The sequence below is a fragment of the Paraburkholderia sp. GW821-FHT02A12 genome, from assembly GCF_059422005.1.
Window position 1 is genome coordinate 3,540,400 of the sequence record NZ_JBWKWA010000001.1, and the last position, 22,634, is coordinate 3,563,033.

At 61.7% G+C, this 22,634-nt stretch carries 18 protein-coding genes and 1 other RNA gene; 4 read left to right on the plus strand and 15 right to left on the minus strand.

Translation table 11 applies throughout. From position 1 onward, the window contains the following. Positions 1-83 precede the first annotated feature (83 nt). The 12 genes from lapB to gyrA all read right to left on the minus strand — a co-directional run bounded on the left by lapB (position 84) and on the right by gyrA (position 14,435). A complete protein-coding gene (gene lapB / locus AC07WT_RS16135) occupies positions 84-1,259 on the minus strand; it encodes a lipopolysaccharide assembly protein LapB (protein ID WP_494947731.1) in 1,176 nt (391 codons plus the stop codon). A gap of 73 nt (positions 1,260-1,332) precedes the next feature. Further along, positions 1,333-1,626, minus strand: coding sequence for a LapA family protein (locus AC07WT_RS16140; protein WP_492596430.1), 294 nt, complete (start codon positions 1,624-1,626; stop codon positions 1,333-1,335). A 346-nt stretch (positions 1,627-1,972) separates the two neighbouring features. Further along, positions 1,973-2,299: an integration host factor subunit beta gene (locus tag AC07WT_RS16145; protein ID WP_074300394.1), complete on the minus strand. Its 327-nt coding sequence runs from the start codon at positions 2,297-2,299 to the stop codon at positions 1,973-1,975. A 161-nt stretch (positions 2,300-2,460) separates the two neighbouring features. Then, a complete protein-coding gene (gene rpsA / locus AC07WT_RS16150; protein WP_492593796.1) occupies positions 2,461-4,191 on the minus strand; it encodes a 30S ribosomal protein S1 in 1,731 nt (576 codons plus the stop codon). 161 nt (positions 4,192-4,352) lie between these two features. Further along, complete coding sequence (gene cmk / locus AC07WT_RS16155) at positions 4,353-5,039, minus strand: (d)CMP kinase (RefSeq protein ID WP_494947732.1); 687 nt, start codon at positions 5,037-5,039, stop codon at positions 4,353-4,355. A 35-nt stretch (positions 5,040-5,074) separates the two neighbouring features. After that, on the minus strand, positions 5,075-6,379 hold the full coding sequence (aroA, locus tag AC07WT_RS16160; protein WP_494947733.1) for a 3-phosphoshikimate 1-carboxyvinyltransferase: 1,305 nt from the start codon (positions 6,377-6,379) through the stop codon (positions 5,075-5,077). Positions 6,380-6,398: 19 nt separating this feature from the next. Beyond that, positions 6,399-7,340 carry a prephenate dehydrogenase gene (locus AC07WT_RS16165; protein ID WP_494947734.1) on the minus strand — a complete coding sequence of 314 codons (942 nt, stop codon included), beginning with the start codon at positions 7,338-7,340 and terminating at the stop codon, positions 6,399-6,401. A 51-nt stretch (positions 7,341-7,391) separates the two neighbouring features. Further along, complete coding sequence (hisC, locus tag AC07WT_RS16170) at positions 7,392-8,504, minus strand: histidinol-phosphate transaminase (RefSeq protein ID WP_494947735.1); 1,113 nt, start codon at positions 8,502-8,504, stop codon at positions 7,392-7,394. Between the two features lie 67 nt (positions 8,505-8,571). Beyond that, a complete protein-coding gene (gene pheA / locus AC07WT_RS16175; RefSeq protein ID WP_494947736.1) occupies positions 8,572-9,654 on the minus strand; it encodes a prephenate dehydratase in 1,083 nt (360 codons plus the stop codon). Positions 9,655-9,719: 65 nt separating this feature from the next. Beyond that, a complete protein-coding gene (serC, locus tag AC07WT_RS16180) occupies positions 9,720-10,802 on the minus strand; it encodes a 3-phosphoserine/phosphohydroxythreonine transaminase (RefSeq protein WP_494947737.1) in 1,083 nt (360 codons plus the stop codon). 270 nt (positions 10,803-11,072) lie between these two features. Next, on the minus strand, positions 11,073-11,675 hold the full coding sequence (locus tag AC07WT_RS16185; RefSeq protein ID WP_492593789.1) for a DUF2059 domain-containing protein: 603 nt from the start codon (positions 11,673-11,675) through the stop codon (positions 11,073-11,075). A 123-nt stretch (positions 11,676-11,798) separates the two neighbouring features. Beyond that, entirely contained in the window at positions 11,799-14,435 is a 2,637-nt protein-coding gene (gene gyrA, locus AC07WT_RS16190) for a DNA gyrase subunit A (RefSeq protein WP_492593788.1), read from the minus strand. A 484-nt stretch (positions 14,436-14,919) separates the two neighbouring features. Here gyrA and ompA point away from each other — a divergent pair, with 484 nt between their 5' ends. The 4 genes from ompA (at position 14,920) to ssrA (ending at position 17,729) form a co-directional block, all read left to right on the plus strand. After that, positions 14,920-15,570, plus strand: coding sequence for an outer membrane protein OmpA (gene ompA / locus AC07WT_RS16195; RefSeq protein ID WP_492593787.1), 651 nt, complete (start codon positions 14,920-14,922; stop codon positions 15,568-15,570). A 232-nt stretch (positions 15,571-15,802) separates the two neighbouring features. Beyond that, entirely contained in the window at positions 15,803-16,501 is a 699-nt protein-coding gene (gene ubiG / locus AC07WT_RS16200) for a bifunctional 2-polyprenyl-6-hydroxyphenol methylase/3-demethylubiquinol 3-O-methyltransferase UbiG (protein ID WP_492593786.1), read from the plus strand. 24 nt (positions 16,502-16,525) lie between these two features. Continuing rightward, on the plus strand, positions 16,526-17,239 hold the full coding sequence (locus AC07WT_RS16205) for an HAD family hydrolase (RefSeq protein ID WP_492593785.1): 714 nt from the start codon (positions 16,526-16,528) through the stop codon (positions 17,237-17,239). A gap of 120 nt (positions 17,240-17,359) precedes the next feature. Further along, positions 17,360-17,729: a transfer-messenger RNA gene (ssrA, locus tag AC07WT_RS16210) on the plus strand. A gap of 195 nt (positions 17,730-17,924) precedes the next feature. Here the strand turns inward: ssrA and AC07WT_RS16215 are convergent. Genes AC07WT_RS16215 through AC07WT_RS16225 form a run of 3 tightly spaced genes read right to left on the minus strand, consistent with a single transcriptional unit; the run spans position 17,925 to position 22,579 of the window. Continuing rightward, entirely contained in the window at positions 17,925-19,274 is a 1,350-nt protein-coding gene (locus AC07WT_RS16215; protein ID WP_494947738.1) for a TolC family outer membrane protein, read from the minus strand. Then, positions 19,267-21,384 (minus strand): peptidase domain-containing ABC transporter, encoded by a 2,118-nt coding sequence (locus tag AC07WT_RS16220; protein WP_494947739.1) that lies wholly within the window; start codon positions 21,382-21,384, stop codon positions 19,267-19,269. Before AC07WT_RS16220 ends, AC07WT_RS16215 begins: the two co-directional genes overlap by 8 nt. Before the next feature lies 1 nt (position 21,385). Continuing rightward, positions 21,386-22,579 (minus strand): HlyD family secretion protein, encoded by a 1,194-nt coding sequence (locus tag AC07WT_RS16225; protein WP_494947740.1) that lies wholly within the window; start codon positions 22,577-22,579, stop codon positions 21,386-21,388. Positions 22,580-22,634 lie beyond the last annotated feature (55 nt).

Genomic DNA, 22,634 nt, shown 5'->3' on the forward strand with positions numbered 1-22,634 from the left:
CCACGCCTGCGCTGTTGCCATGCGCGTAGCGAGGCAACCGCGGAGGCAACCGCACGGCCAATACCGCCGCCGCCACCGCGGCGTCAATTCGACGCCGTGATCGGTTCGACGCGACGCGGCGCATAGGTCTCCCAACCGCTGCAGCCCGGGCACTGCCAGTAGAAAAGCCGCGCCCGAAAGCCGCAATTCTGGCACGTATACCGTGGCAGATTTTTTGTGCGCTGACGGATCAGCGTACGCATCAACTCGAGTTCGCTGCGCCGCGGCTCTTCCGCGACGGCTTGCTGCGCTTCCAGCAGACGCGTCATGCCCGCCAGATTAGGCGACTTCTGCATCTGCGAGCGCGCGAGCGCGTGGGCCGCATCGGGCCCGCGCAACGCCGCGACGTGTTGATACGCGACGTCGAGCAGATCGTTCGACGGATAGCGGTCCACCCACGTGGTCAGCAGATCGGCGCCCTCTTGCGGACGGCCGAGCGCTTCGTAGGCCTTCATCAGTTTTTCGGCGACGAGCGGCAGATACGCCGGATTCTGCTCCTCGACGCGCCGCCATTGGTCGATGGCGGCTTCTTGCGCGCCGCCTGCCGCATCGACGTCGCCGAACAGGATCGTGGCGCGCACGTTAGTCGGATTGGCCTTCAACGCAAGGCCAAGCTGACGGCGCGCCTCGTCCGGGTTTTTCTGTTGCAGCGCTTCCTGCGCCAGTTCGCAATGGAATTGCGCGATTTCCTTGTCGAGCGATTCGGCGCCCATCGTTTCCAGATGGCGCGCGGTGTCAATCGACTTGACCCAGTCTTTCTCGATTTCGTAGATGGTCAGCAGCGCGCGTTGCGCGCCCAACGCGTAGTCGCCGGTTTCGAGCGAGCGGAAGGTTTCCTCCGCGCGATCGAGCAGGCCCGCTTTCAGGAAGTCTTGTCCCAGTTCATAGAGCGCGTGATCGCGCTCAGTGACGGGCAGATCCGCGCGGCTCAGCAGGTTCTGGTGCACGCGGATCGCTCGATCCGTTTCACCGCGGCGCCGGAACAGATTTCCCAGCGCGAAGTGCAACTCGACCGTTTCCGGGTCGAGCTTGACCACTTCGATGAACGCATCGATCGCTTGATCAGGCTGCTCGTTGAGCAGGAAATTCAGGCCGCGGAAATACGAACGCGGCAGGTTGGCGCTTTCGGACAGCAGCGTCTTGAGGTCGTAGCGCGCGGCCATCCAGCCGAACGCGAAAGCGACGGGTATGACAAGCAGCCACCAGAAGTCTAGATCCATGCGATTAATGCAAAAGAACGGGAAGGCGAAAACGGAAAGCCGCGCGCTTGCCGTACGCGCGGCGGAACAAAGCTCAGATCAGCGGCGGCATCGGCGGTTGTTCGACCACCATCGGCGTTTCGCGCGCCACCCGCAACTCGCGCTTGAGCCGGCCGTTCTCCAAGCGCAAACGCACCATGGCCGGAATCGACGACACCAGTCCGGCCAGCAGCCCGACCACGAAAAAGGCGAGCCCAATCAGGATCAGCGGAGCCGGCCATGCGTAGCCAGCCAGGAAATTCAGCGTGGCGGGTTGCGTGTTGGAGAGCGCGAGCACCAGCAGCAGCACGAACACCAGTACACGGATCAGCCAGACGATAAATTTCATGGATAGGTCTCTTGACGGCAGTTGCGGAGTGACGCCGGCTTGATGACGCGTCGCGCCACGGTGTTGCCCGCGCCGAAGTGACCCGTATTGTAATTGAAGCCCTCGCGGCTGGGCAGGAACTGGCTGATTGCGGACTTACGCGAGTTTTATCCTGCCGCAAGCGAATGCATTGACCAGTCCCGTCCGATTTCAGGATGCGCCGTGCGGCCGGCGACACCACACCCAGCGCACGGACGAAAATGCAGACGAAAAAAAAGCGCCCGAGGGCGCTTTTTCTTGTCTTTTGCCGTCTGGCTTCGGCCGCTGATGCAACCTATGCCACGCTGCAAACCGCTCAGCGGTGCATTTACAGGTCGTCGTCATCCGGCTCTTCGGCCTTCAGCGGTTCGCCCGAACGCCGGTCGACCCGCTCGCGCAATTCCTTGCCCGGCTTGAAGTGCGGTACGTACTTCTCAGGTACCAGTACCTTCTCGCCAGACTTCGGATTACGCCCGACACGGGAAGGACGGCGGTTGAGGCCGAAGCTGCCGAAGCCGCGAATTTCGATGCGATGACCGTTGGCAAGCGCCTCCGACATCGCATCAAGCATCGTCTTCACCGCGAAATCCGCATCTTTCAAAACAAGCTGCGGAAATCGCGTAGCCAGCTGGGCGACCAATTCCGATTTGGTCATACTGCAGCAGACCTCTCAAGAAAACGCCGGGCCGCCCCCAAGTTTTCCGCCCCGCAGGAAGTCCCCCGCCCCGAAGGAAGTCCCCTTGGGGGATTGGGGGATTGTCCCTCTCGGGGGGGGGCCTGACGCGAAGCGACAGGTTGTTTGGGGGCGCTTCCCAATTACTGGTTCTGGCCGTCGAGCTTGGCCTTCAGCAGCGCGCCGAGGTTCGTCGTGCCGGTTGCAGCCGAGCTGTTGTCCGACGCGAGGCCGCGGATGGCTTCCTGCTGTTCGGCCGAGTCCTTGGCCTTGATCGACAGGTTGATGCCGCGCGACTTGCGATCGATGTTGATGATCATCGCGTTGACCTTGTCGCCTTCCTTCAGCACGTTGCGAGCATCTTCCACGCGGTCTTGTGCGATTTCCGAAGCGCGCAGATAGCCTTCGACTTCAGCCGACAGCTGAACCACTGCACCCTTCGCGTCCACCGACTTGATCACGCCGTCGACGATCGAACCCTTGTCGTTCATTGCAACGAAGTTGCTGAACGGGTCGCCTTCGAGCTGCTTGATACCCAGCGAAATACGTTCCTTCTCGACGTCGATGCCGAGAACGATCGCTTCCACTTCGTCGCCCTTCTTGTATTTGCGAACAGCTTCTTCGCCCGTTTCGCTCCACGACAGGTCCGACAGGTGAACCAGACCGTCGATGCCGCCCGGCAGACCGATGAAGACGCCGAAGTCGGTGATCGACTTGATTGCGCCTTGCAGCTTGTCGCCCTTCTTGAAGTTGCGGCTGAAGTCGTCCCACGGGTTCGGCTTGCATTGCTTCATGCCGAGGCTGATACGGCGGCGGTCTTCGTCGATTTCGAGAACCATGACTTCGACTTCGTCGCCCAGCTGAACAACCTTCGACGGTGCAACGTTCTTGTTCGTCCAGTCCATTTCCGACACGTGGACGAGACCTTCGATGCCCGATTCCACTTCGACGAATGCGCCGTAGTCGGTGATGTTGGTGACCTTACCGAACAGGCGCGTGCCCGACGGGTAACGGCGCGAGATGCCTTCCCACGGATCGTCGCCCAGTTGCTTGATACCCAGCGAAACGCGGTTCTTCTCTTGATCGAACTTGAGGATCTTCGCGGTGACTTCCTGGCCAACCGACAGCACTTCGCTCGGGTGACGCACACGACGCCATGCGATATCCGTGATGTGCAGCAGGCCGTCGATACCGCCGAGGTCCACGAACGCGCCGTAGTCGGTGATGTTCTTGACCACGCCTTCCACGATCGCGCCTTCCTTCAGCGTTTCGAGCAGCTTTGCGCGCTCTTCGCCCTGGGTCGCTTCGATCACGGCACGGCGCGACAGCACGACGTTGTTGCGCTTGCGGTCGAGCTTGATGACGCGGAATTCCAGCGTCTTGCCTTCGTACGGGGTCGTGTCCTTGACCGGACGCGTATCAACCAGCGAGCCCGGCAGGAATGCGCGGATGCCGTTGACCATGACGGTCATGCCGCCCTTGACCTTGCCCGTGATCGTGCCGGTCACGAGTTCGTTGTTGTCGAGAGCTTTTTCCAGCGACAGCCACGAAGCCAGACGCTTCGCCTTGTCGCGCGACAGGATCGTGTCGCCATAGCCGTTTTCCAGCGCGTCGATCGCGACGGAAACGAAGTCGCCCGCCTGCACTTCTACCTCGCCCGCGTCGTTCAGGAACTCTTCGAGCGGGATGTAGGCTTCGGACTTGAGACCAGCGTTGACGACCACGAAGTTGTGGTCAACACGCACGACTTCGGCGGAGATCACTTCGCCGGCGCGCATGTCTTGCTTGGTCAGCGACTCTTCGAACAGAGCCGCAAAAGATTCGGTATTCGGGGTAGAGGTTTGCAGGTCGGACATAAAAATCAAAATTTGCATGGTTCTCGCGGTGCCCGGCTGGCCGGACGGTCAGCATCGGCCAAGAGTGCGAATGCCACGCGGGGTTAAAGGGTTAATACACGCTCCACGACAATCGCGGAGCACCTACTGACAACACAACTTCTACCGCGCCCGATGCTGATGCGCAACTCGTACATTCATCAGGCACGCGAAACTAAAGCTTCATACCATTGCACCACCTGTTCGACCGCCTGGTCGACCGACAATGCCGAGGTATCAAGCAGCTTTGCATCCGCTGCGGGCTTGAGCGGTGCGGCTGCGCGCTGACTGTCACGCTCGTCGCGCTCACGCAAATCCCGGAGCAAGTCATCTATATTAGCAGAAAATCCTTTTTGGATCAATTGCTTATGCCGGCGTGCGGCGCGAGCCTCCACGCTGGCGGTCAAGAACACCTTCAGCACGGCATCCTGGAAGATCACGGTGCCCATGTCGCGGCCGTCGGCGACCAGCCCCGGCTCCTTGCGAAAAGCCCGCTGACGCGCCACCAGCGCGGCGCGCACGGGGGCGTGCACGGCGATCGCCGAAGCCCGGCTGCCGACTTCCTCCGCGCGAATCTCGGCGGATACATCGACGCCGTCGAGCTGCGCCAGGCCCTCGCGAAACGTGATGTGCAGGTCGTCGATCAGTTTTGCAAGCGCCTCGGCATCGTCCGGCGCAATGTTGTAGCGCATGCTCGCGAGCGCGGCGAGCCGGTACAGCGCGCCGCTATCCAGCAAGTGAAAGCCGAGGCTCGCGGCAACCAGCGCGGCCACCGTACCCTTGCCGGAGGCACTTGGGCCGTCGATCGTAATGACGGGCGTCTGGTGAAAGGGACGGGTCGGTTTCATCGAAAAAGTCGCACGTCAGTCGATTTGGGGTCGAATCATGGTTGGGCGAGCGCGGTGAAGCGCTCGAAATAGTCAGGGAACGTCTTGCCGACGCACTTCGGATCGTTGATCCGGATCGGCACGCCGCCGAGGCTCACCAGCGAGAAGCACATCGCCATGCGGTGATCGTCGTAGGTGTTGATCGAGGCGTTCGGGATCAGTTTTTCCGGCGGCGTGACGACGAGGTAATCCTCGCCCTCCTCCACTTTGGCGCCGACCTTGCGCAGTTCGGTCGCCATCGCCGCGATCCGGTCGGTTTCCTTCACTCGCCAGCTGGCGATGTTGCGCAGCGTGGTGGTGCCGTCGGCGAACAGCGCGGCGACGGCGATCGTCATCGCCGCGTCGGGAATCAGGTTGAAGTCCATGTCGATCGGCTCGAGCTTGCCGTGGTCGTGGCCGACGCCGCGCACTTCGATCCAGTCGTCGCCCATCTGCAGGTTCGCGCCCATCCTGATCAACGCATCGGCAAAGCCGACATCGCCCTGAATGCTGGCCCGGCCGACGCCCTCCACCCGCAGCGGTCCGCCGCCGAGCGCACCCGCCGCGAGAAAGTACGACGCCGACGACGCATCGCCTTCCACCATGATCGTGCCCGGCGACTGATAGCGCTGTCCCGCCGGCACGACGAACTGGTGCCAGCCGTGGCGTTCGACCTTGATGCCGAAGCGCGCCATCAGCTTGATCGTGATCTCGATGTACGGCTTCGAGATCAGTTCGCCGTCAACCTGCACGGTCGTGACACCGCTTTCGGTGCGCAACAGCGGCAGTGTCATCAGCAGCGAAGTGAGGAACTGGCTCGACACGTCGCCGCGCACGCGGATCGGCGCGTCGGCGGAAATCTGCCCCGGGCGAATCCGCAGCGGCGGATAACCTTCATTCGCTTCGTAGTCGATCCTCGCGCCGATCTGCCGCAAACCGTCGACCAGATCGCCGATCGGCCGCTCGTGCATGCGCGGCACGCCGTGAATGCGATAGTCGCCGCCATTGACCGCGAGCGCCGCCGTGAGCGGACGCACCGCCGTGCCCGCATTGCCGAGGAACAGATCGGCGGTGCGAGCGGTAAACGCGCCGCGCGTGCCGGTGACGACGCAGGTGTCGCCGTCGCGCTTCAGACGCACACCGAGCTTTTCGAGCGCGTCGAGCATGACGCGCGTGTCGTCCGAATCGAGCAGGTTCGTGATGGTTGTTTCGCCTTCGGCGAGCGCTGCAAGCAGCAGCACCCGGTTCGAAATGCTCTTCGAGCCTGGCAGACGAACCGTGCCGGACGCGCGGGAAAACGGTCCGAGATCGAGAAATTCCATGATTGAGTCCAGTTTCCGGTTATTTCGATGCGTCGCTGGGCGCAACCGCTGCGCCTCGCTGGTCCTGCCATTCGGTGCGCGCGACCCGCGAGCGCGCGAACACGGCTTCGAGCGCGGCGCCGTCGGCGGCCTCGATCGCCGTGCGCAAGCGCGCGAGCACCGCCGTGTAGGCATCGAGCTCGTCGAGCAACGCGACGCGATTCGCGACGCACACGTCGCGCCACATTTCCGGACTCGACGCGGCAATGCGCGTGAAGTCGCGGAAACCGCCGGCAGCAAAGGCGAATTTCAGCGCGGCGTCGGGCGAATTGAGAATCTGCTCGACCAGCGCGAACGACAGCACGTGCGGCAGATGGCTGACCGACGCGAACACGCGGTCATGCTGCTCCGGCGTCATCTCGTGAACGGCGGCGCCGGTAGCGCGCCACATGGCGGCGACACGCGCGACGGCTCCGGCCGGATTCTCCGGCAGCGCGCACAGCACAACGTTGCGGTTCACATACAGATCGGGCAAGGCGGCATCCACACCGCTCGACTCGCGTCCGGCGATCGGATGCCCCGGCACGAACTGGCCGATGCGCGCACCGAGCGCCGCTCGGGCGGCTGCGACCACGTCGGACTTGGTGCTGCCGGCATCGGTGACGATCGTGTCAGGGTCGAGAAACGGCGCGATGCGTTCGAGCAGAGGCTGAGTCTGCGCGACGGGCGCGGCAAGCAGCACGAAGTCCGCGCCGGACAATGCTTCGCGCAACGCGGCGGCGTCATTCAGCGCCGCGGTTCCGTCGATCACGCCCAGCTCCAGAGCCCGCGCCGTCGACGCGGACGAACGTCCGACACCGATTACCGTGCGCACGCCTTCGGCTTCGCCCCGCTCGCGCAATGCGCGCGCAAGCGATCCGCCGATCAGGCCGACACCGAATATCACCAGTTTGTTAAAAGAGAACGCGGCCACGTCGGTCACAGAAAAAGCGCGCCTTTCAGGTAGTGAGGCGCGCGGGTCAAGAACTACCGCTTACGCGGTGGCGAGCGTTTTTTCAAGCGCCGCGAGGAACGCTTCGTTTTCTTCCGGCAGGCCAATCGTGATACGCAGCCATTGCGGCAAACCGTAATTGCCGACCGGACGCACAATCACACCCTGCTTCAACAATTCGAGGTTCACGCGGCTGCCGGCTGCGTCGTCGTTGCCGACGCGCAACAGCACGAAGTTGCCGTCCGACGGCACATACTCGACACCGAGCTTGTCGAACGCCTCGGTCAGACGGCGATAGCCCTGCGCGTTCAACGCCGCGCTCTTTTCCAGAAACGCCTTGTCGTTTAGCGCCGCGATCGCCGCGGCTTGCGCCAGCGTGTTGACGTTGAACGGCTGACGCAGACGGTTAAGCAGATCGGTCAACTCGGGCTGCGCGATCGCGAAACCAACGCGCAAGCCGGCCAGACCAAACGCCTTCGAGAACGTGCGCGACACCAGCAGATTCGGACAACGGCGCACCCACGCGATCGAGTCGTAGCGCTTTTCTTCCGGCAGATATTCGGTGTACGCCTCGTCAAGCACGACGACCACGTTACGCGGCACTTTGTCCAGAAACGCTTCGAGCTTCGCGCCTTCGATGAACGTGCCGGTCGGGTTGTTCGGGTTCGCGACGAAAACGAGGCGCGTGTCGCCGGTGATCGCAGCGAGCATTGCGTCGAGATCGTGACCGTACCTGACGGCCGGCACAACGATCGCGCGCGCCCCGACGCCTTGCGTGGCCAGTGCGTACACAGCGAACGAATACTGCGAGTAGACGATCGACTGGTCCTTCTCTACAAACGCGTGCGCCGCGATTTCGAGGATGTCGTTGCTGCCGTTGCCGAGCGTGACCCACTCGGACGGCACGCCGTAGCGCTCGCTCAACGCGGCCTTCAGCTCGAACGCATTCGCGTCCGGATAGCGGCCGAGTTCGCTGGCGGCTTGCGCCATGGCGCGCTGCGCCGACTGCGGCATGCCGAGCGGATTTTCATTCGACGCCAGCTTCACGATGGTCGCTTCGTCAAGGCCGAACTCGCGGGCCACTTCCGAAATCGGTTTGCCGGCGATATAGGGCGCAATCGCGCGCACATAGGAAGGGCCGAAGGACGTTGTCATGAAATCTCCGAACGACTATTAGTCAATGAATGTGCAGCCGACGCACTCGAATGCCATCGGCAAGGCATTAGCGGGCGCGCGGATACGAGCCGAGTATCTTCAGGAACGCGGCCTTCTGGCCGAGTTCGGCGAGCGCGGCGGCAACCGCCGGATCGTCGCGATGACCTTCGACGTCGATGTAGAAGTAGTACTCCCACGTGCCGACGCGCGCCGGACGCGATTCGAAACGGGTCATCGATACGCTGTGGCGCGCAAGCGGCTCGAGCAGCTTGAATACCGCGCCGGGTTCGTTCGCCACTGAAACGATCAGCGACGTCTGGTCGTGTCCGCTTGCGCCGGTGCGCTCCTTGCCGATCATCACGAAGCGGGTGCGGTTGTGCGGATCGTCCTGGATCAGCGCGTAGGCGACCTGCAAACCGTAGTGCGTCGCGGCGCGATCGCCGGCGATCGCGGCGACCGTCGGATCGTCCGCCGCCATCCGTGCCGCCTCCGCGTTGCTCGACACCGCCTGGCGCTCCAGATGCGGCGCGTTCATGGAAAGCCAGCGCTGGCATTGGGCGAGCGCCTGCGCATGCGCACACACGCGCGTCACGCCGGTGAGGCCGCCGTTCAGCGTCAACAGGTTGTGGTGAATCGGCAAAGCCAGTTCGCCGCCGATCGTGAGCTGCGTTTGCAGCAGCAGATCGAGCGTGCGCGACACCGCGCCTTCGGTCGAATTCTCGACCGGCACGACGCCAAATTCAGCGGCGCCCGCCTCGACCGAGCGAAATACTTCGTCGATCGACGGGCATGGCAGGCCTTCGATCGACTGACCGAAGTACTCGTGCATCGCCTGTTCGGTATAGGTGCCGACCGGGCCGAGATACGCAGCCTTGATAGTCTTTTCCAGTGCGCGGCTCGCGGCCATGATCTCGCGCCAGATCGCGCTGATATGTTCGCTCGCGAGCGGCCCTTCGCTCATGTCCTGCAAGCGCGCGATCACCTGCTGTTCGCGCTCGGGGCGGAACACCGGCGCGTTGAAATGCTTCTTGACCTCGCCCACTTCGAGCGCGACCGCCGCCCTTTGATTGAGCAGCGCGATCAACTGCGCATCGAGCGCGTCGATGCGGTCGCGGAGCGGTTTGAGTCGGGTATTGAGTTCGTCGTCCATGCGTGAAAACGGCCCTGCCGGGTAACTTGCGGGAAAGGATGCGCGCGCCTGAATGCCTGACACAGTCAGGCGCTGCGCTGTTCGAATTCCTTCATGTATTCGACAAGCGCTTTGACGCCTTCGAGCGGGACAGCGTTATAAAGCGATGCCCGCATGCCGCCGACGGACTTGTGGCCCTTTAGCTGCACCATTCCCCGCGCTTTCGCGCCGGCCAGGAAATCTTCATTGCGCGATTCGTCGGCGAGGAAAAACGGTACGTTCATCCGCGAGCGTGAACCACGTTCGACCTTGTTCAGATAGAAGCTGCTCGAGTCGATCGCGTCGTACAACAGCTTCGACTTTTCGAGGTTGCGCGCTTCCATCGCGGCAAGGCCGCCCCGCCTCTTCAACCACTTGAACACCAGCCCGGCGATGTAGATCGCGTAGGTGGGCGGCGTGTTGTACATCGAATTGTTCTCGGCGACGGTTTTCCACTCGAACGCTGACGGGCAGATCGCTTGCGCGCGATCCAGCATATCTTCGCGCACGATCACGACCGTCACGCCCGCCATGCCGATGTTCTTCTGCGCGCCGCCGTACAGCACGCCGTATTTGGCGATGTCCATCGGGCGCGACAGGATGTGCGACGACACGTCCGCGACCAGCGGAATATCGCCCATATCGGGGATTTCGAAAGTCTCGACGCCGTGGATCGTCTCGTTGGTGCACAGATGCACGTAAGCCGGATCGTCCGACAGTTGCCATTCGGAGCGTGCCGGCGCGCGCGTGAAGCCGTCCGCCGTCTGGCCGCTCGCCGCCAGATGCACGGTGCCGTACTTTTGCGCTTCCTTGAACGATTTCTGCGACCACGAACCCGTCACGACGAAGTCCGCGCGCGGTTTCGCGCCGAGCAGATTCATCGGGACGATCGCGTTTTCGCCCAGACCGCCGCCTTGCAGGAACAGGATGCGGTGGCTGGCCGGCACCGCGAGCAACTCGCGCAAATCGACGAGCGCTTCCTCGTGGATCGACATGAACTCTTTACCGCGATGGCTCATTTCCATCACGCTCATGCCGCTGCCTTGCCAATCGAGCATCTCGTCGGCCGCCTGGCGCAGCACTTCTTCTGGCATGGCCGCAGGGCCGGCGGAGAAATTAAAGACGCGCATCGTGGGGTCCCCGAAAGCAGGCGCGAAAAACGTAAATCGCGTATAAATCTGCGAAGTTGCCAACCGCGAAGCCCAACGTCGCAAAGCTGGCAACGCGAATTTGACGACGCAAGTTTGACGGCGATTTCGCGCCCAAAAAGAAAATGGCCGTCTGCGCGTGTGCGCAAACGGCCATTATCGCATTGTCGCCGCCAACCCGCCAAACCCGGACGCCGTAAAGCGTACCGACCGGCGGCTGGCGCGACGTCAGCGCAGCCTTTCGACCTAAGCTTACTTACCCGGCTTGACCGATGCGACTTCCTTGTCGGCCTGGTCGCGCGTTGCCTTGATCGATTGCGGCATGTACTTCTGCATCAAGCCGTTCACGACATCGCGGCCAACCTGGTCCTGGACCTGGATGAACTTGCGGCCAGTCGGGCTCTTGTAGAACGTGGTCAGATCCTTGATTTCCGACGTGCTGTAGTACTTCGCGTAAGCGTCGTACTGAGCTTGCATGGCGTCTTGACGGAAACCGTCCGTTGCGAACACCTGACCCGCACCGTCAACCAGCTTCGGCACTGCATTCTTTTGCAGCGCCGGGACGGAAGCCTGTTTCTGCTTGTCCGTCAGCGTCTTGTTTTCGCTCAGGGCGTCCGACAGGATGGCCGGAACCAGTTGCTTGGCTTGCATTTGCGCGCTGTTGCCGATGGCGCCGACGAGCTTCTGTGCGTCGATTGCGTCCAGCAGGTCCTTGATAGCAGCCTGCTTGGCCGGATCAACCGGTGCTGCGGCAGCAGCCGGAGCCGCCGGAGCCTGGCTTTGAAGCGCTTGAGCCATAGCAAAGGTCGGCACGATAGCAGCCAGCAACATCAGTTGTTTGAATCGTTTTTGCATCATTACTCCCTAAGAGAAATTAACTTGAAATGCCAGCTGCGCGAGGTGTGTATCGGCCCGATACACCATTCTCCCCTACACAGCTTTCTCCCAATAACTGAGACTGAGAACCGCCGACGCGGATCAGGCCGCACCACCGCCTTCACCACTGCTGTCGCCTTCAGCGGGACCTTCGGCGTCACCTTCCGCATCCACATCCGCTTCCGCCTCAGCAACCTGTTGCAGACCTGAAAGCTTGGTCCCTTCGTCAAGGCTGATGAGTGTAACACCTTGGGTTGCACGCCCCATTTCTCGAATTTCCGACACGCGCGTGCGAATCAGCACGCCCGTATTGGTAATCAGCATGATCTGCGCTTCCGGATCCACCAGCGTGGCGGCAACCACTTTGCCGTTACGCTCCGATGTCTGGATCGCGATCATCCCCTTCGTACCACGCCCGTGACGGGTGTACTCGATGATCGGGGTGCGCTTGCCGAAGCCGTTTTCGGTTGCGGTGAGCACCGACTGCTGCTCGTCGCCGGCCACCAGCAGCGCGATCACGTTCTGACCGTCTTCGAGCTGCATGCCGCGCACACCACGCGCCTCACGGCCCATCGGACGCACGTCGTTCTCGTCGAAACGCACCGCCTTGCCCGAATCCGAGAACAGCATCACGTCGTGCTCGCCGTCGGTGATGGCAGCGCCGATCAGGTAGTCGCCGTCATCCAGACCGACCGCAATAATACCCTTGCGCAGCGGCCGGCTGAAGGCTTCCAGCGGCGTCTTCTTTACGGTTCCTAACGCGGTTGCCATGAAGACGAACTTGTCGGCCGAGAATTCCTTGACCGGCAGCACGACCGTGATCTTCTCGCCTTCCTGCAACGGGAACATATTGACGATCGGCCGGCCGCGAGAGTTCCGCGAACCTTGCGGCACTTCATAAACCTTGACCCAATACACGCGGCCGCGGTTTGAGAAGCACAGAATGTGATCGTGCGTGTTCGCGATGAAGAGCGTGTCGATCCAGTCGTCTTCCTTCATGGAAGTCGCCTGTTTGCCGCGACCGCCGCGCTTTTGCGCGCGATATTCGGATAACGGCTGCGATTTCACGTAACCGGCATGCGACATGGTCACGACCATTTCTTGCGGCGTGATCAGGTCTTCAGTGTTCAGTTCGGTCGCGTTCAACTCGATCTTCGAGCGGCGCGCGTCGCCGAATTCGGCCTTGATCGACGTGAGTTCGTCGACGATGATCGCCGTAATGCGCTCCGGGCGAGCCAGGATGTCCAGCAGGTCGGCGATCTGCGCCATCACTTCGCGGTACTCGCCGATGATCTTGTCCTGCTCCAGACCGGTCAGGCGCTGCAGACGCATCTGCAGGATTTCCTGAGCCTGGGTGTCGGACAAGCGGTAGAGGCCATCGGATTGCATGCCGAACGCCGGATTCAATCCGTCAGGGCGATACGCCTCACGACCGCCGGCCGACGCGTTTTCCGTCTCGGCACGCGACAACATTTCTCGCACCAGCGACGAATCCCACGGACGCGCCATCAATTCCTGCTTGGCGATCGGCGGAGTCGGCGCGGCCTTGATGATAGCGATGAACTCGTCGATGTTCGCGAGCGCGACCGCCAGACCTTCGAGCACATGGCCGCGTTCACGCGCCTTGCGCAGTTCGTATACGGTGCGCCGCGTCAGCACTTCCCGGCGATGCGACAGGAAGCAGGTCAGCATCTCCTTCAGGTTCAGCAGTTTCGGCTGGCCGTCGACGAGCGCGACCATGTTCATACCGAACGTGTCCTGAAGCTGGGTTGCCTTATATAGATTGTTGAGGATGACCTCGGGCACTTCGCCGCGCTTCAGCTCGATCACGACGCGCATGCCGCTCTTGTCGGATTCGTCGCGGATATCGGAGATGCCTTCGAGCTTCTTCTCGTTGACCAGCTCGGCGATACGCTCCAGAAGCGAGCGTTTGTTTACCTGATACGGCAGTTCGTCGACGATGATCGCCATGCGCTGGCCGCGGTCGATTTCCTCGAAGTGCGTGAGCGCGCGCATCACCACGCGGCCACGGCCCGTGCGATAGCCGTCGCGCACGCCGGCCACGCCATAGATGATGCCGGCGGTCGGGAAGTCGGGCGCCGGGACGATCTCGATCAATTCGTCGATCGTTGCTTCCGGGTTTTTCAGCAGATGCTGACACGCGTCGACAACCTCATTGAGATTGTGCGGTGGGATATTGGTCGCCATGCCGACCGCAATACCGGACGAGCCATTGATCAGCAGATTGGGAATGCGCGCCGGCAGAATGGCCGGCTCGTTTTCGCTGCCGTCGTAGTTCGGCGTGAAGTCGACCGTTTCCTTGTCAATATCGGCCAGCAGTTCGTGGCCGATCTTCGCCATGCGGATTTCGGTGTACCGCATGGCCGCGGCGTTGTCGCCGTCGACCGAGCCAAAGTTGCCCTGACCGTCCACCAGCATGTAGCGCAGCGAGAAATACTGCGCCATCCGGACAATCGTGTCATAGACAGCCGTGTCGCCGTGCGGGTGATATTTACCGATGACGTCGCCGACAATACGCGCCGACTTCTTGTAAGCCCGGTTCCAGTCGTTGTTCAGTTCGTGCATCGCGTACAGCACGCGCCGGTGCACCGGCTTCAGGCCATCGCGAACATCAGGAAGCGCACGCCCCACAATCACGCTCATCGCGTAATCGAGATACGAACGGCGCATTTCCTCCTCTAGGGAGATTGGCAGAGTCTCTTTGGCGAATTGATCCATTATCCGTATCTTTTACGTGCCAAGGCGACGGGAAACCGCGCCTTCGCGTAAGCATTGCAGGCCATTGCGGGCGCAACGCATCACGCGATTCTAACATGCCGCACATCCGCCCCCGACGAGGGTACGTATACCTATTAGCAGGCGCGCACGAAAGGCACCTGCGCGCCCCGCTATCGAACCGGGCAGGCTCGATTTGTGCATAGGGCAATCCGCCGCTCAGCCATGACTGGCGGTGCCTTCCGGGGATTGCTTCTGTTGCGCATGCACCACAATTGGAAGGCGATTTGATCGGGGGCAGATTTTTTTATCGTTGGAAGGGAACGATATGGCAAAATGCCAACGCACAAAGAGTTAGACACTGCTCGAAGTCTACACAGCACGTTTTTTGTTCCGCACCAATGTTATACTTCGAGCAATGTATGACTTGTCTTCGTCAACAGGCTCGCAGTAAACCTGCGGTAATCTCAATTTCGAGAGGAGAAATATGAATAAACTTTCAAAGCTCGCGTTCATTGCAGCTACCGCAGTTATGGCTGCATCCGCCATGGCGCAATCGGTGCCGGCGTCGCGACAAGCTACGAACGACAACTGGGTGAATGGTACCGGCGAATACGTGTGGATGAACGGCACGAACGAGCTTTGCTGGCGCGATGCATTCTGGACGCCGGCAACGGCCAACGCTAAGTGCGATGGCGCCCTGGTTGCCCAGGCTCCGACGCCGCCGGCTCCGGTCGCACCTGCACCGGCTGCTATCACGAGCCAAAAGATCACGTATCAAGCTGACGCCCTGTTCGACTTCGACAAGGCTATCCTGAAGCCGGCTGGCAAGGAAAAGCTGAACGATCTCGCGTCGAAGGTCCAAGGCCTGAACCTGGAAGTTATCGTTGCAACGGGTTACACGGACCGCATCGGTTCGGACAAGTACAACGACCGTCTGTCGCTGCGCCGTGCTCAAGCTGTGAAGTCGTACCTGGTGAGCAAGGGCATCGAAGCCAACCGTATCTACACGGAAGGCAAGGGCAAGCGCAACCCGGTCACGACCGGCTGCAACCAGAAGAACCACAAGCAACTCGTCGCCTGCCTCGCACCGGATCGTCGCGTGGAAGTCGAAGTTGTCGGTACTTCGAAGCAGTAAGCTACAAATTACCGAAGTATCAAAGCCCCGCTTCGGCGGGGCTTTTTTTATGCCGCTGTTCTTTGCGCTGCACGAGCCGAGCTTGCTTCACTCGGCGAAAAGCGCAGCGCAATGGAATCAGACGCGCTAACCGGCTGCGCAGCGCGGCATTTTGCGGCCCCGTCCGCCGGCCTATATACTCACGGTTTATCCTCGAGCGCCCACTCACCGCTCTCATCGAGGCAGCTTCCCCATGACCAACGCCGATCCCCACGAACTGCAGAAATTTAGCGATCTCGCGCATCGCTGGTGGGACCCCAACGCCGAATTCAAGCCGCTGCATGAACTCAATCCGATCCGCCTTGCCTGGATCGATGCGCACGCGCATCTGGCCGGCAAACGTGTTCTGGATATCGGCTGCGGCGGCGGCATTCTGTCGGAATCAATGGCGGGACTGGGCGCGCATGTGAAGGGAATCGACCTGTCGAGCCAGGCGCTCGGCGTGGCGGATCTTCACAGCCTTGAAAGCGGTGTAACTGTTAATTACGAAGAAATCGCGGCGGAAGCACTCGCCGCCCGCGAACCCGGCACGTACGACGTCGTAACCTGCATGGAAATGCTCGAGCACGTGCCTGAACCGGCCGCCATCGTCGCTGCCTGCAAGACGTTGGTGAAACCCGGTGGCTGGGTGTTTTTCTCTACGCTGAACCGCAACGTGAAGTCGTACCTGTTCGCCGTGATCGGCGCCGAATACATCGCGCGGATGCTGCCTAAAGGCACCCACGACTACGCGCGCTTCATCCGTCCGTCGGAATTGGCGAGCTTCGTGCGCGTCGCGGACCTGCGCACGGCCGACATCAAAGGTATCGTGTACAACCCGCTCAGCAAGCATTTCGCGCTGTCCGACGATACGAGCGTGAACTACATGCTCGCCTGCCGTCGCGACGCCTGATCCGCCCCGACCTCTGTCCAATCAATGAGCGATCCCACGCCCCTGCCCCAACGCGTAGACGACGACACCGCGCTCAGTCTTTGTGAGGCTGTGCTGTTCGACCTTGACGGCACCCTGGCCGACACCGCGCCCGATCTCGCCGCCGCCGTCAACAAAATGCGCCACGACCGCGGCCTCGACATGGTGCCGCTCGAAGACCTGCGCCCGCTCGCGTCCGCGGGTGCGCGCGGACTGATCGGCGGCGCCTTCGGCATCGGCCCTGACAACCATGAGTTCACGTCGATGCGCGAGGAGTTCCTCGCCAATTACGAAGCGGACTTATGCATCGAGACCACCCTGTTTCCCGGCATCCCCGAATTGCTCGACGAACTCGACGCACGCGGTGTGCGCTGGGGCATCGTGACCAACAAGGTGGCGCGGCTGACCGACCCGCTGGTGGCGCAACTCGACCTCGATGCGCGCGCGGGCTGCGTGGTCAGCGGCGATACGACACCGCATTCGAAGCCGCATCCGGCGCCATTGCTATACGCCGCCCGCGAACTGGATCTGGCGCCGGAACGTATTGTCTACGTCGGCGACGACCTGCGCGATGTGCAAGCGGGTTTCGCGGCCGGCATGAAGACGGTGGCGGCCGCGTACGGCTACTGTGGCAACGATATCCCGCCGACGCAATGGCACGCGCAGCACGTTGTGAAATCGCCGGCTGAATTGCAGAAGCTGCTGCGCGAAATCGGCTGAGCCTCGCCTGGCGCGTCGCCGCTGCAACGCAACGCGCATTCGGTCAGGTAATCAGCAAAGACGCAGCCGTCAAACTATTGTAAAATCTATTTTGGCCCAGAAGTTTGGGCAACGAACCGCGGGGGCGACCTGGTTTCGACAGGGGTTGCGAAGCGGCTAGGGCATGTCGAGGACCCGTCACCTCGTTAATCAATGGGAAAAACGTAACTGCAAACGACGATACGTTCGCACTGGCAGCCTAAGGGCCGCCGTCCTCTGCCTAGTTCACTGACGGGCTAGTGTCGCAAGACCGGTAGCAATACCGCCAGAGGTCATATACGTCAGTTAAGCCTTGGTGGCGTCACGACATCCGGGTCGAAAATCTAGTGAATCGCCGTAGTGCAGCGTGTTCGTCCGCGTCACTACGGTTAAATCAAATGACAGAACTAAACATGTAGAACTGGTCGTAGAGTGCTTCTGGACGCGGGTTCGATTCCCGCCGCCTCCACCAACACATGATCCTGAGCCAACTCAGGATGTCCCAGGAACCCCGTAGATGTTAGGTCTGCGGGGTTTTTTATTTCCCGCGTTGCGCACCTTTTCCAATCGACCGCTGGGGCAGCAGACCCATCCCTGCACGGAGTTGTTCCCTGAGAACGGGCTCCACCAAGCTAACGCTTCGCCAGGCATCCTTTTTGTCACGCGGTCAGTGAGCCACGCCTCGCGGTGCTGACGGTATATCCCCAGGCATAAACAGCGAGTTCACCTGCGCCACCTCGTCGATCGTTAGCGATGCGGCCGCCGCCTTCAGTTGCAGCAGTGCCAGCAGGGTGTCGTAGCGGGCGCGGATCAGATCGCGGCGGGTTGCATAGAATACGTCCACGGCTCGCAGCACGTCATAACTCGCACGGCTACCCACCTTGTAACCCACTTGCGTTGCCGCGATAGCCGCGCGAGATGTCTGCAACAGCCACGCCAGTGACTCGGCCCGCGCCGCCCCCGAGCGAAACCGCGCCCAGTTCTCGCGCGCCGCTCCCCCCGCCTGACGGGTGGCCGACACCAGGTCGTTTTGCGCCTTGTCCTTGAGCGCCATCGACTCGTCGAGCTTTGCTTCCGTCTCGCCGCCTTCGAAAATCGGAATGGTGATCGAGAGCATCGCCGTCGTGGTTGTGGTCGGGCGGGTAAAGCCGCCCGCAGCCCCGGCCGGCGCATGACTCGCGGTCACATTGACCGTCGGATAATGGCCGGCTCGCGCCTTCTCGACATCGAACTCGGCGATCTTGCGATCGATCTGCTTAAGTTGCACAACGTAGTCGTGTGCTTCCGCCTGGTCAGCCCACGCTTCCCTGTCGTCCGGGTCCAGACGCGGCAAGGTCGCTGTGTTCGACAGACGCGATAGCGCGGAAAACGGCTGCCCTGTGAGTTGCTCGAGGGCGAGACGCTTCAACTGCAAGTCGTTACGCGCGTCCATCAGCTGCAGTTGGGCCTGCTCCCTCCCGGACTGCGCTTCCTGCACGTCGATCACCGTCGCCTCTCCGGCAGACTGCCTGCGCCGAAGCTGGTCCATATGCGCGTCGAGCGCCGCGTTATAGTCATTCGCTCTGGCGAACTCATCCTCCGCCGCCAGTTCGTCAAAGTAGGCGCGCGCGGCACGCAAAATCGACGCTTGCTGGGCACGCGCAACGTCGACTACGCCGCGCGCCTCGACAAAGCCGGCCTGCCGGTAGGCAGTCCAACGGCTCCAGTCGACGATTGGCTGCGTCAGGCTGACGATCCAGCCGTTCTGCCAGTAGCTGGTGCGCGGCAATGCTTCGATTGCCGTGCTGTTATAGGCTCGCCCCCAGCCGCCCTGCACTTGCGGCAGCAGTCCCGCCCGCGCCTTCGGCACAGCCTGCTGCGCGGCTCTCGACGCGGCGCGCAACGCGGCAAGGTCCGCGTCATGGTCGACAGCTTGTTCGACGACTGACAGCAAATCGACTGCGCAAGCGTCATTCGAGTGCCCCCACAAACCTGCCATGGCAGCAACACACGCCGCCAACAACGCCTGCTTATTCATGGTTCACCACGCCGGAATGCGCCCCACGGTGCCGCACTTCGCGCAGCAGTTCGCCATCCACAAGTCGGTAGCAAGTGTCGAACGCCGACGCCAGCGACATGTCGTGCGTGATAACGACCACAGTCCGGTCGAGCCGCTGCAACAGCGCGACAATCCGCTGCACGGATGCCGGATCCAGGTTGGAGGTCGGTTCGTCCAGCAACAGCAGTTCCCGCTGCTGGTACAACGCGCGCGCCAACAACAGACGCTGCCGCTGACCTGCTGAAATATTCGCAATCGTGTCGCTGACGACAGTACGCGTGCGCATCGGCAAGCGCATCACGTCGGCGAGCAACCCGACTTCATCGAGCAGCGCGTGGATGCGTGCTTCGTCGGCGTTGCCGGCGAACAGCGAGACATTTTCTGCAATCGAGCCATGCAGAATGAGATCGCCCTGACGCATGTGCACCGCGTGCCGACGAATCTCGTCGACTGTGAGGTTCGACCACGCAATGCCGTTCAGCGTGATCTCCCCCGCCTGAAGCGGCTCAGCGGCCGCCAGCAGCTTGAACAGCGTGGATTTGCCGCTGCCCGACGGCCCGGTAATCACGATCTTGTCGCCCTTGCGAATCGTGATGTTCGCGCGCGTTAGCACCGGCTGATCCGATACGCCATAGCGGAACGTGACATCGCGCACGTCGATCTGGTGGAACGTCTGAACCTCCACCGTTTTGTGGCTATCGCTCGCGGGCGTATAGCGTTCCGGTTCGCAGTCGACGATGTCGCCGACGCGCGTGACCGGCACACTGAGCATGAAGTACTCGAACGCCGCGTTGATCGAGCGCGTAAAACGCTCCGACAACAACGACTTGTAAATCAGGAAGGAATAAAACACGCCTACCGAGATCGCGCCGCCCAGCATGAGCCGTGCGGCAAACCACGTAATGGCCAGCATTTCCACATAGTTGACGAGCTTGAGGACGGCATCGCGTGCGCTGGACAGCCGGCCGCTGTGCACCAGCGCCGCGATATAAGCGCGGTATTTCGCCATGAACATGGCCGTGCGCCGCACCTCGCCTTGCGACAGCTTGATGAGCGAAGCAGCTCGTATCGTCTCAAAGAGCGTGTCATCGCAGCGCGCCGATTCTTCGAGCACGAGCGCATGCGTGTCACGCATCCGGGAAAAAAGCAGAAGCGAAATCAATGCGTACAGCGTAAAGAGCCCGAGCGCGATCCCCGTCAGCAGCCGGCTCTGTATGAGCATCAATGCAAGGGCCAGGATGCCGACAGCGATATCGATGCCCAGCGAGATGAGCGTGCGCGTGCAGAATGTGCTGATCTCATCCTGTGCCTTGATGCGCGCAAACAGGTCTCCAACGTGCCGCTTTTCGAAGTAAGGAAGGGGGTTGCGCAACAGGTGAGACACCATACCTTCGGTTGCATTCATCTGTACGAGTCCGTGCGCCAATTCGACCAGGTAACTCTGAACGTACTGGCTGAACGCACCAATGAAAAAAATCGCGCCGAAGGTCACGACGAGCACGTTCAGCAGATTCAGGTTATCCGCGGCCACGACGTTGTCGAGCACGAGATTGCCCAGATACGGCATGGCGAAAATCGCGCTCTGGCTGCCCAGCGCGACGAACATCACCTTCGCGATCCGCGCCCGCAATTGCGGGTTCAACGCTCGCACACGCGCAAGCGCCGCCGGCACGCGGGACCGTTCGCGCAGCCTGGGCATCGCCGGTGTCGGTGCGCATTCGAGCATGTAACCGGAGATGTTGCTGAGGAAGGTATCCATTGACACGCGGCGGCGGCCGCTCGCCGGGTCGATCACTTGCACATAACCGCGCCCCCGCCGTTCGAAGACGACGAAATGGGCGCCGCCAAAGTGCAGGATCGCCCCCTTCTTGATCTCCTTCAGGTCGGATGCGTCGAACTGATAGGCCTGCACAGCCAGACCGAAGTCGACCGCAACGTCGTACAGATCCATTAAGGTCAGACCATTGGCGGAGATCGGCCGATACGCTTGCAGCTCGCGAACTTCGGTTGCACGGCCAAAATGCGACAACACCATCGCGAGACATGCATAACCGCACTCGGCCACTTCGTTTTGATAAATTACGCGCACCTTAGCCTCGCAGAATGCGGAAAAACGGCGCCAGCACCCACTCGGCGATCGTGCGGCGCTCGATGACGATGCTCGCGGTCCCAGTCATGCCAGGCAGAATGTCGAAACGTTGCCGCCCGAATTCGAACTGGTTGCCGTTAAGGGTGGCCCACGCCATATAGTCGCCGTCCGGAGCACGCGGTTCGGATGCGCCTACCGCTGACATAGTCGAGCGCACCGTGGTGCGTGAAATCGAATCGATGCGGGCTTCGTAGCTGCCGAAGCGCGCGTAAGGAAACGCGTCGAGCTTGAGGCGTACGATCTGTCCTTCATGCACGAAGCCGCGTCGTCGTGACGGGATACGCAGCGCGGCGCGCAGCCCACCGCCTTTGCTTGTGGTGATCACGAGCGCAACATCGGCCGGCGTCAGCGTGCGGCCCGGCACCAGGTCGGAGTACGTGACGACGCCCGCCTTCGGCGCGGAAATGGTGGTGTTCTGACGGTTCTCCTCGAAGCGGATGCGGATGTCCTGTACGTCGCGCGCCTGCCGCGCGTCCAGTTCGTTCAACTGCGCTCCGAGTTCTATTTGCATGGTTTTCGCGGTGGCCCGTTCCGCGAGCAACTGTTGGCGCCGCCCGGCGCTCTGCGCAACCACCACCCTGGCCTGATGCGTATCCGCCCGCGCCTGCTCGATCCGGTCTGCAGTGACGTAGTCCGAGACAGATTCGAGTCGCGCAAGCTTGCGGCCGGACTCGTCCACGAGGTGGCGGTTCTGCGCGATCTGCTCGTCTATCGCACCCAGCTCCGCGCGACGGCTTTGCTCGGTTAGCCGGGCATTGTCGAGTTGCACGGTCAGCGCAGCCCTGCGTTGGCCGTATTGCGCTTCGACGGAATGAATCTGTTCATCGCGCATGTGCTCGTCGAACCGCGGGCGCGGTTGGCCGTCGCTCGTCAGTGTGAGGTCGCGCTCAAGACGAAAGAGCGGCGTGCCGGGCGCCACGCGATCGGCGTTATGCACATACACGTCGGCAACGAGCCCGCTCAATCCCTGAACCTTGACGTCGGAGGGCGAGACGATTTCAGCGCGCACGTCCTGCTTGAGCTCGACCTCGTGCACGAAGGAGAAAATAACCGCCGCAATCACAATCGCCGACGCCGTATACGCAATCCAGCGGGACGAAACATCCCTGAATTGCGGAAGATTGATGGGCTTCATAAGCTGTTCTTGCCGGTCCGAGCCGGCGCTACTTTCTTTGAGGTCGTCTGTGCGC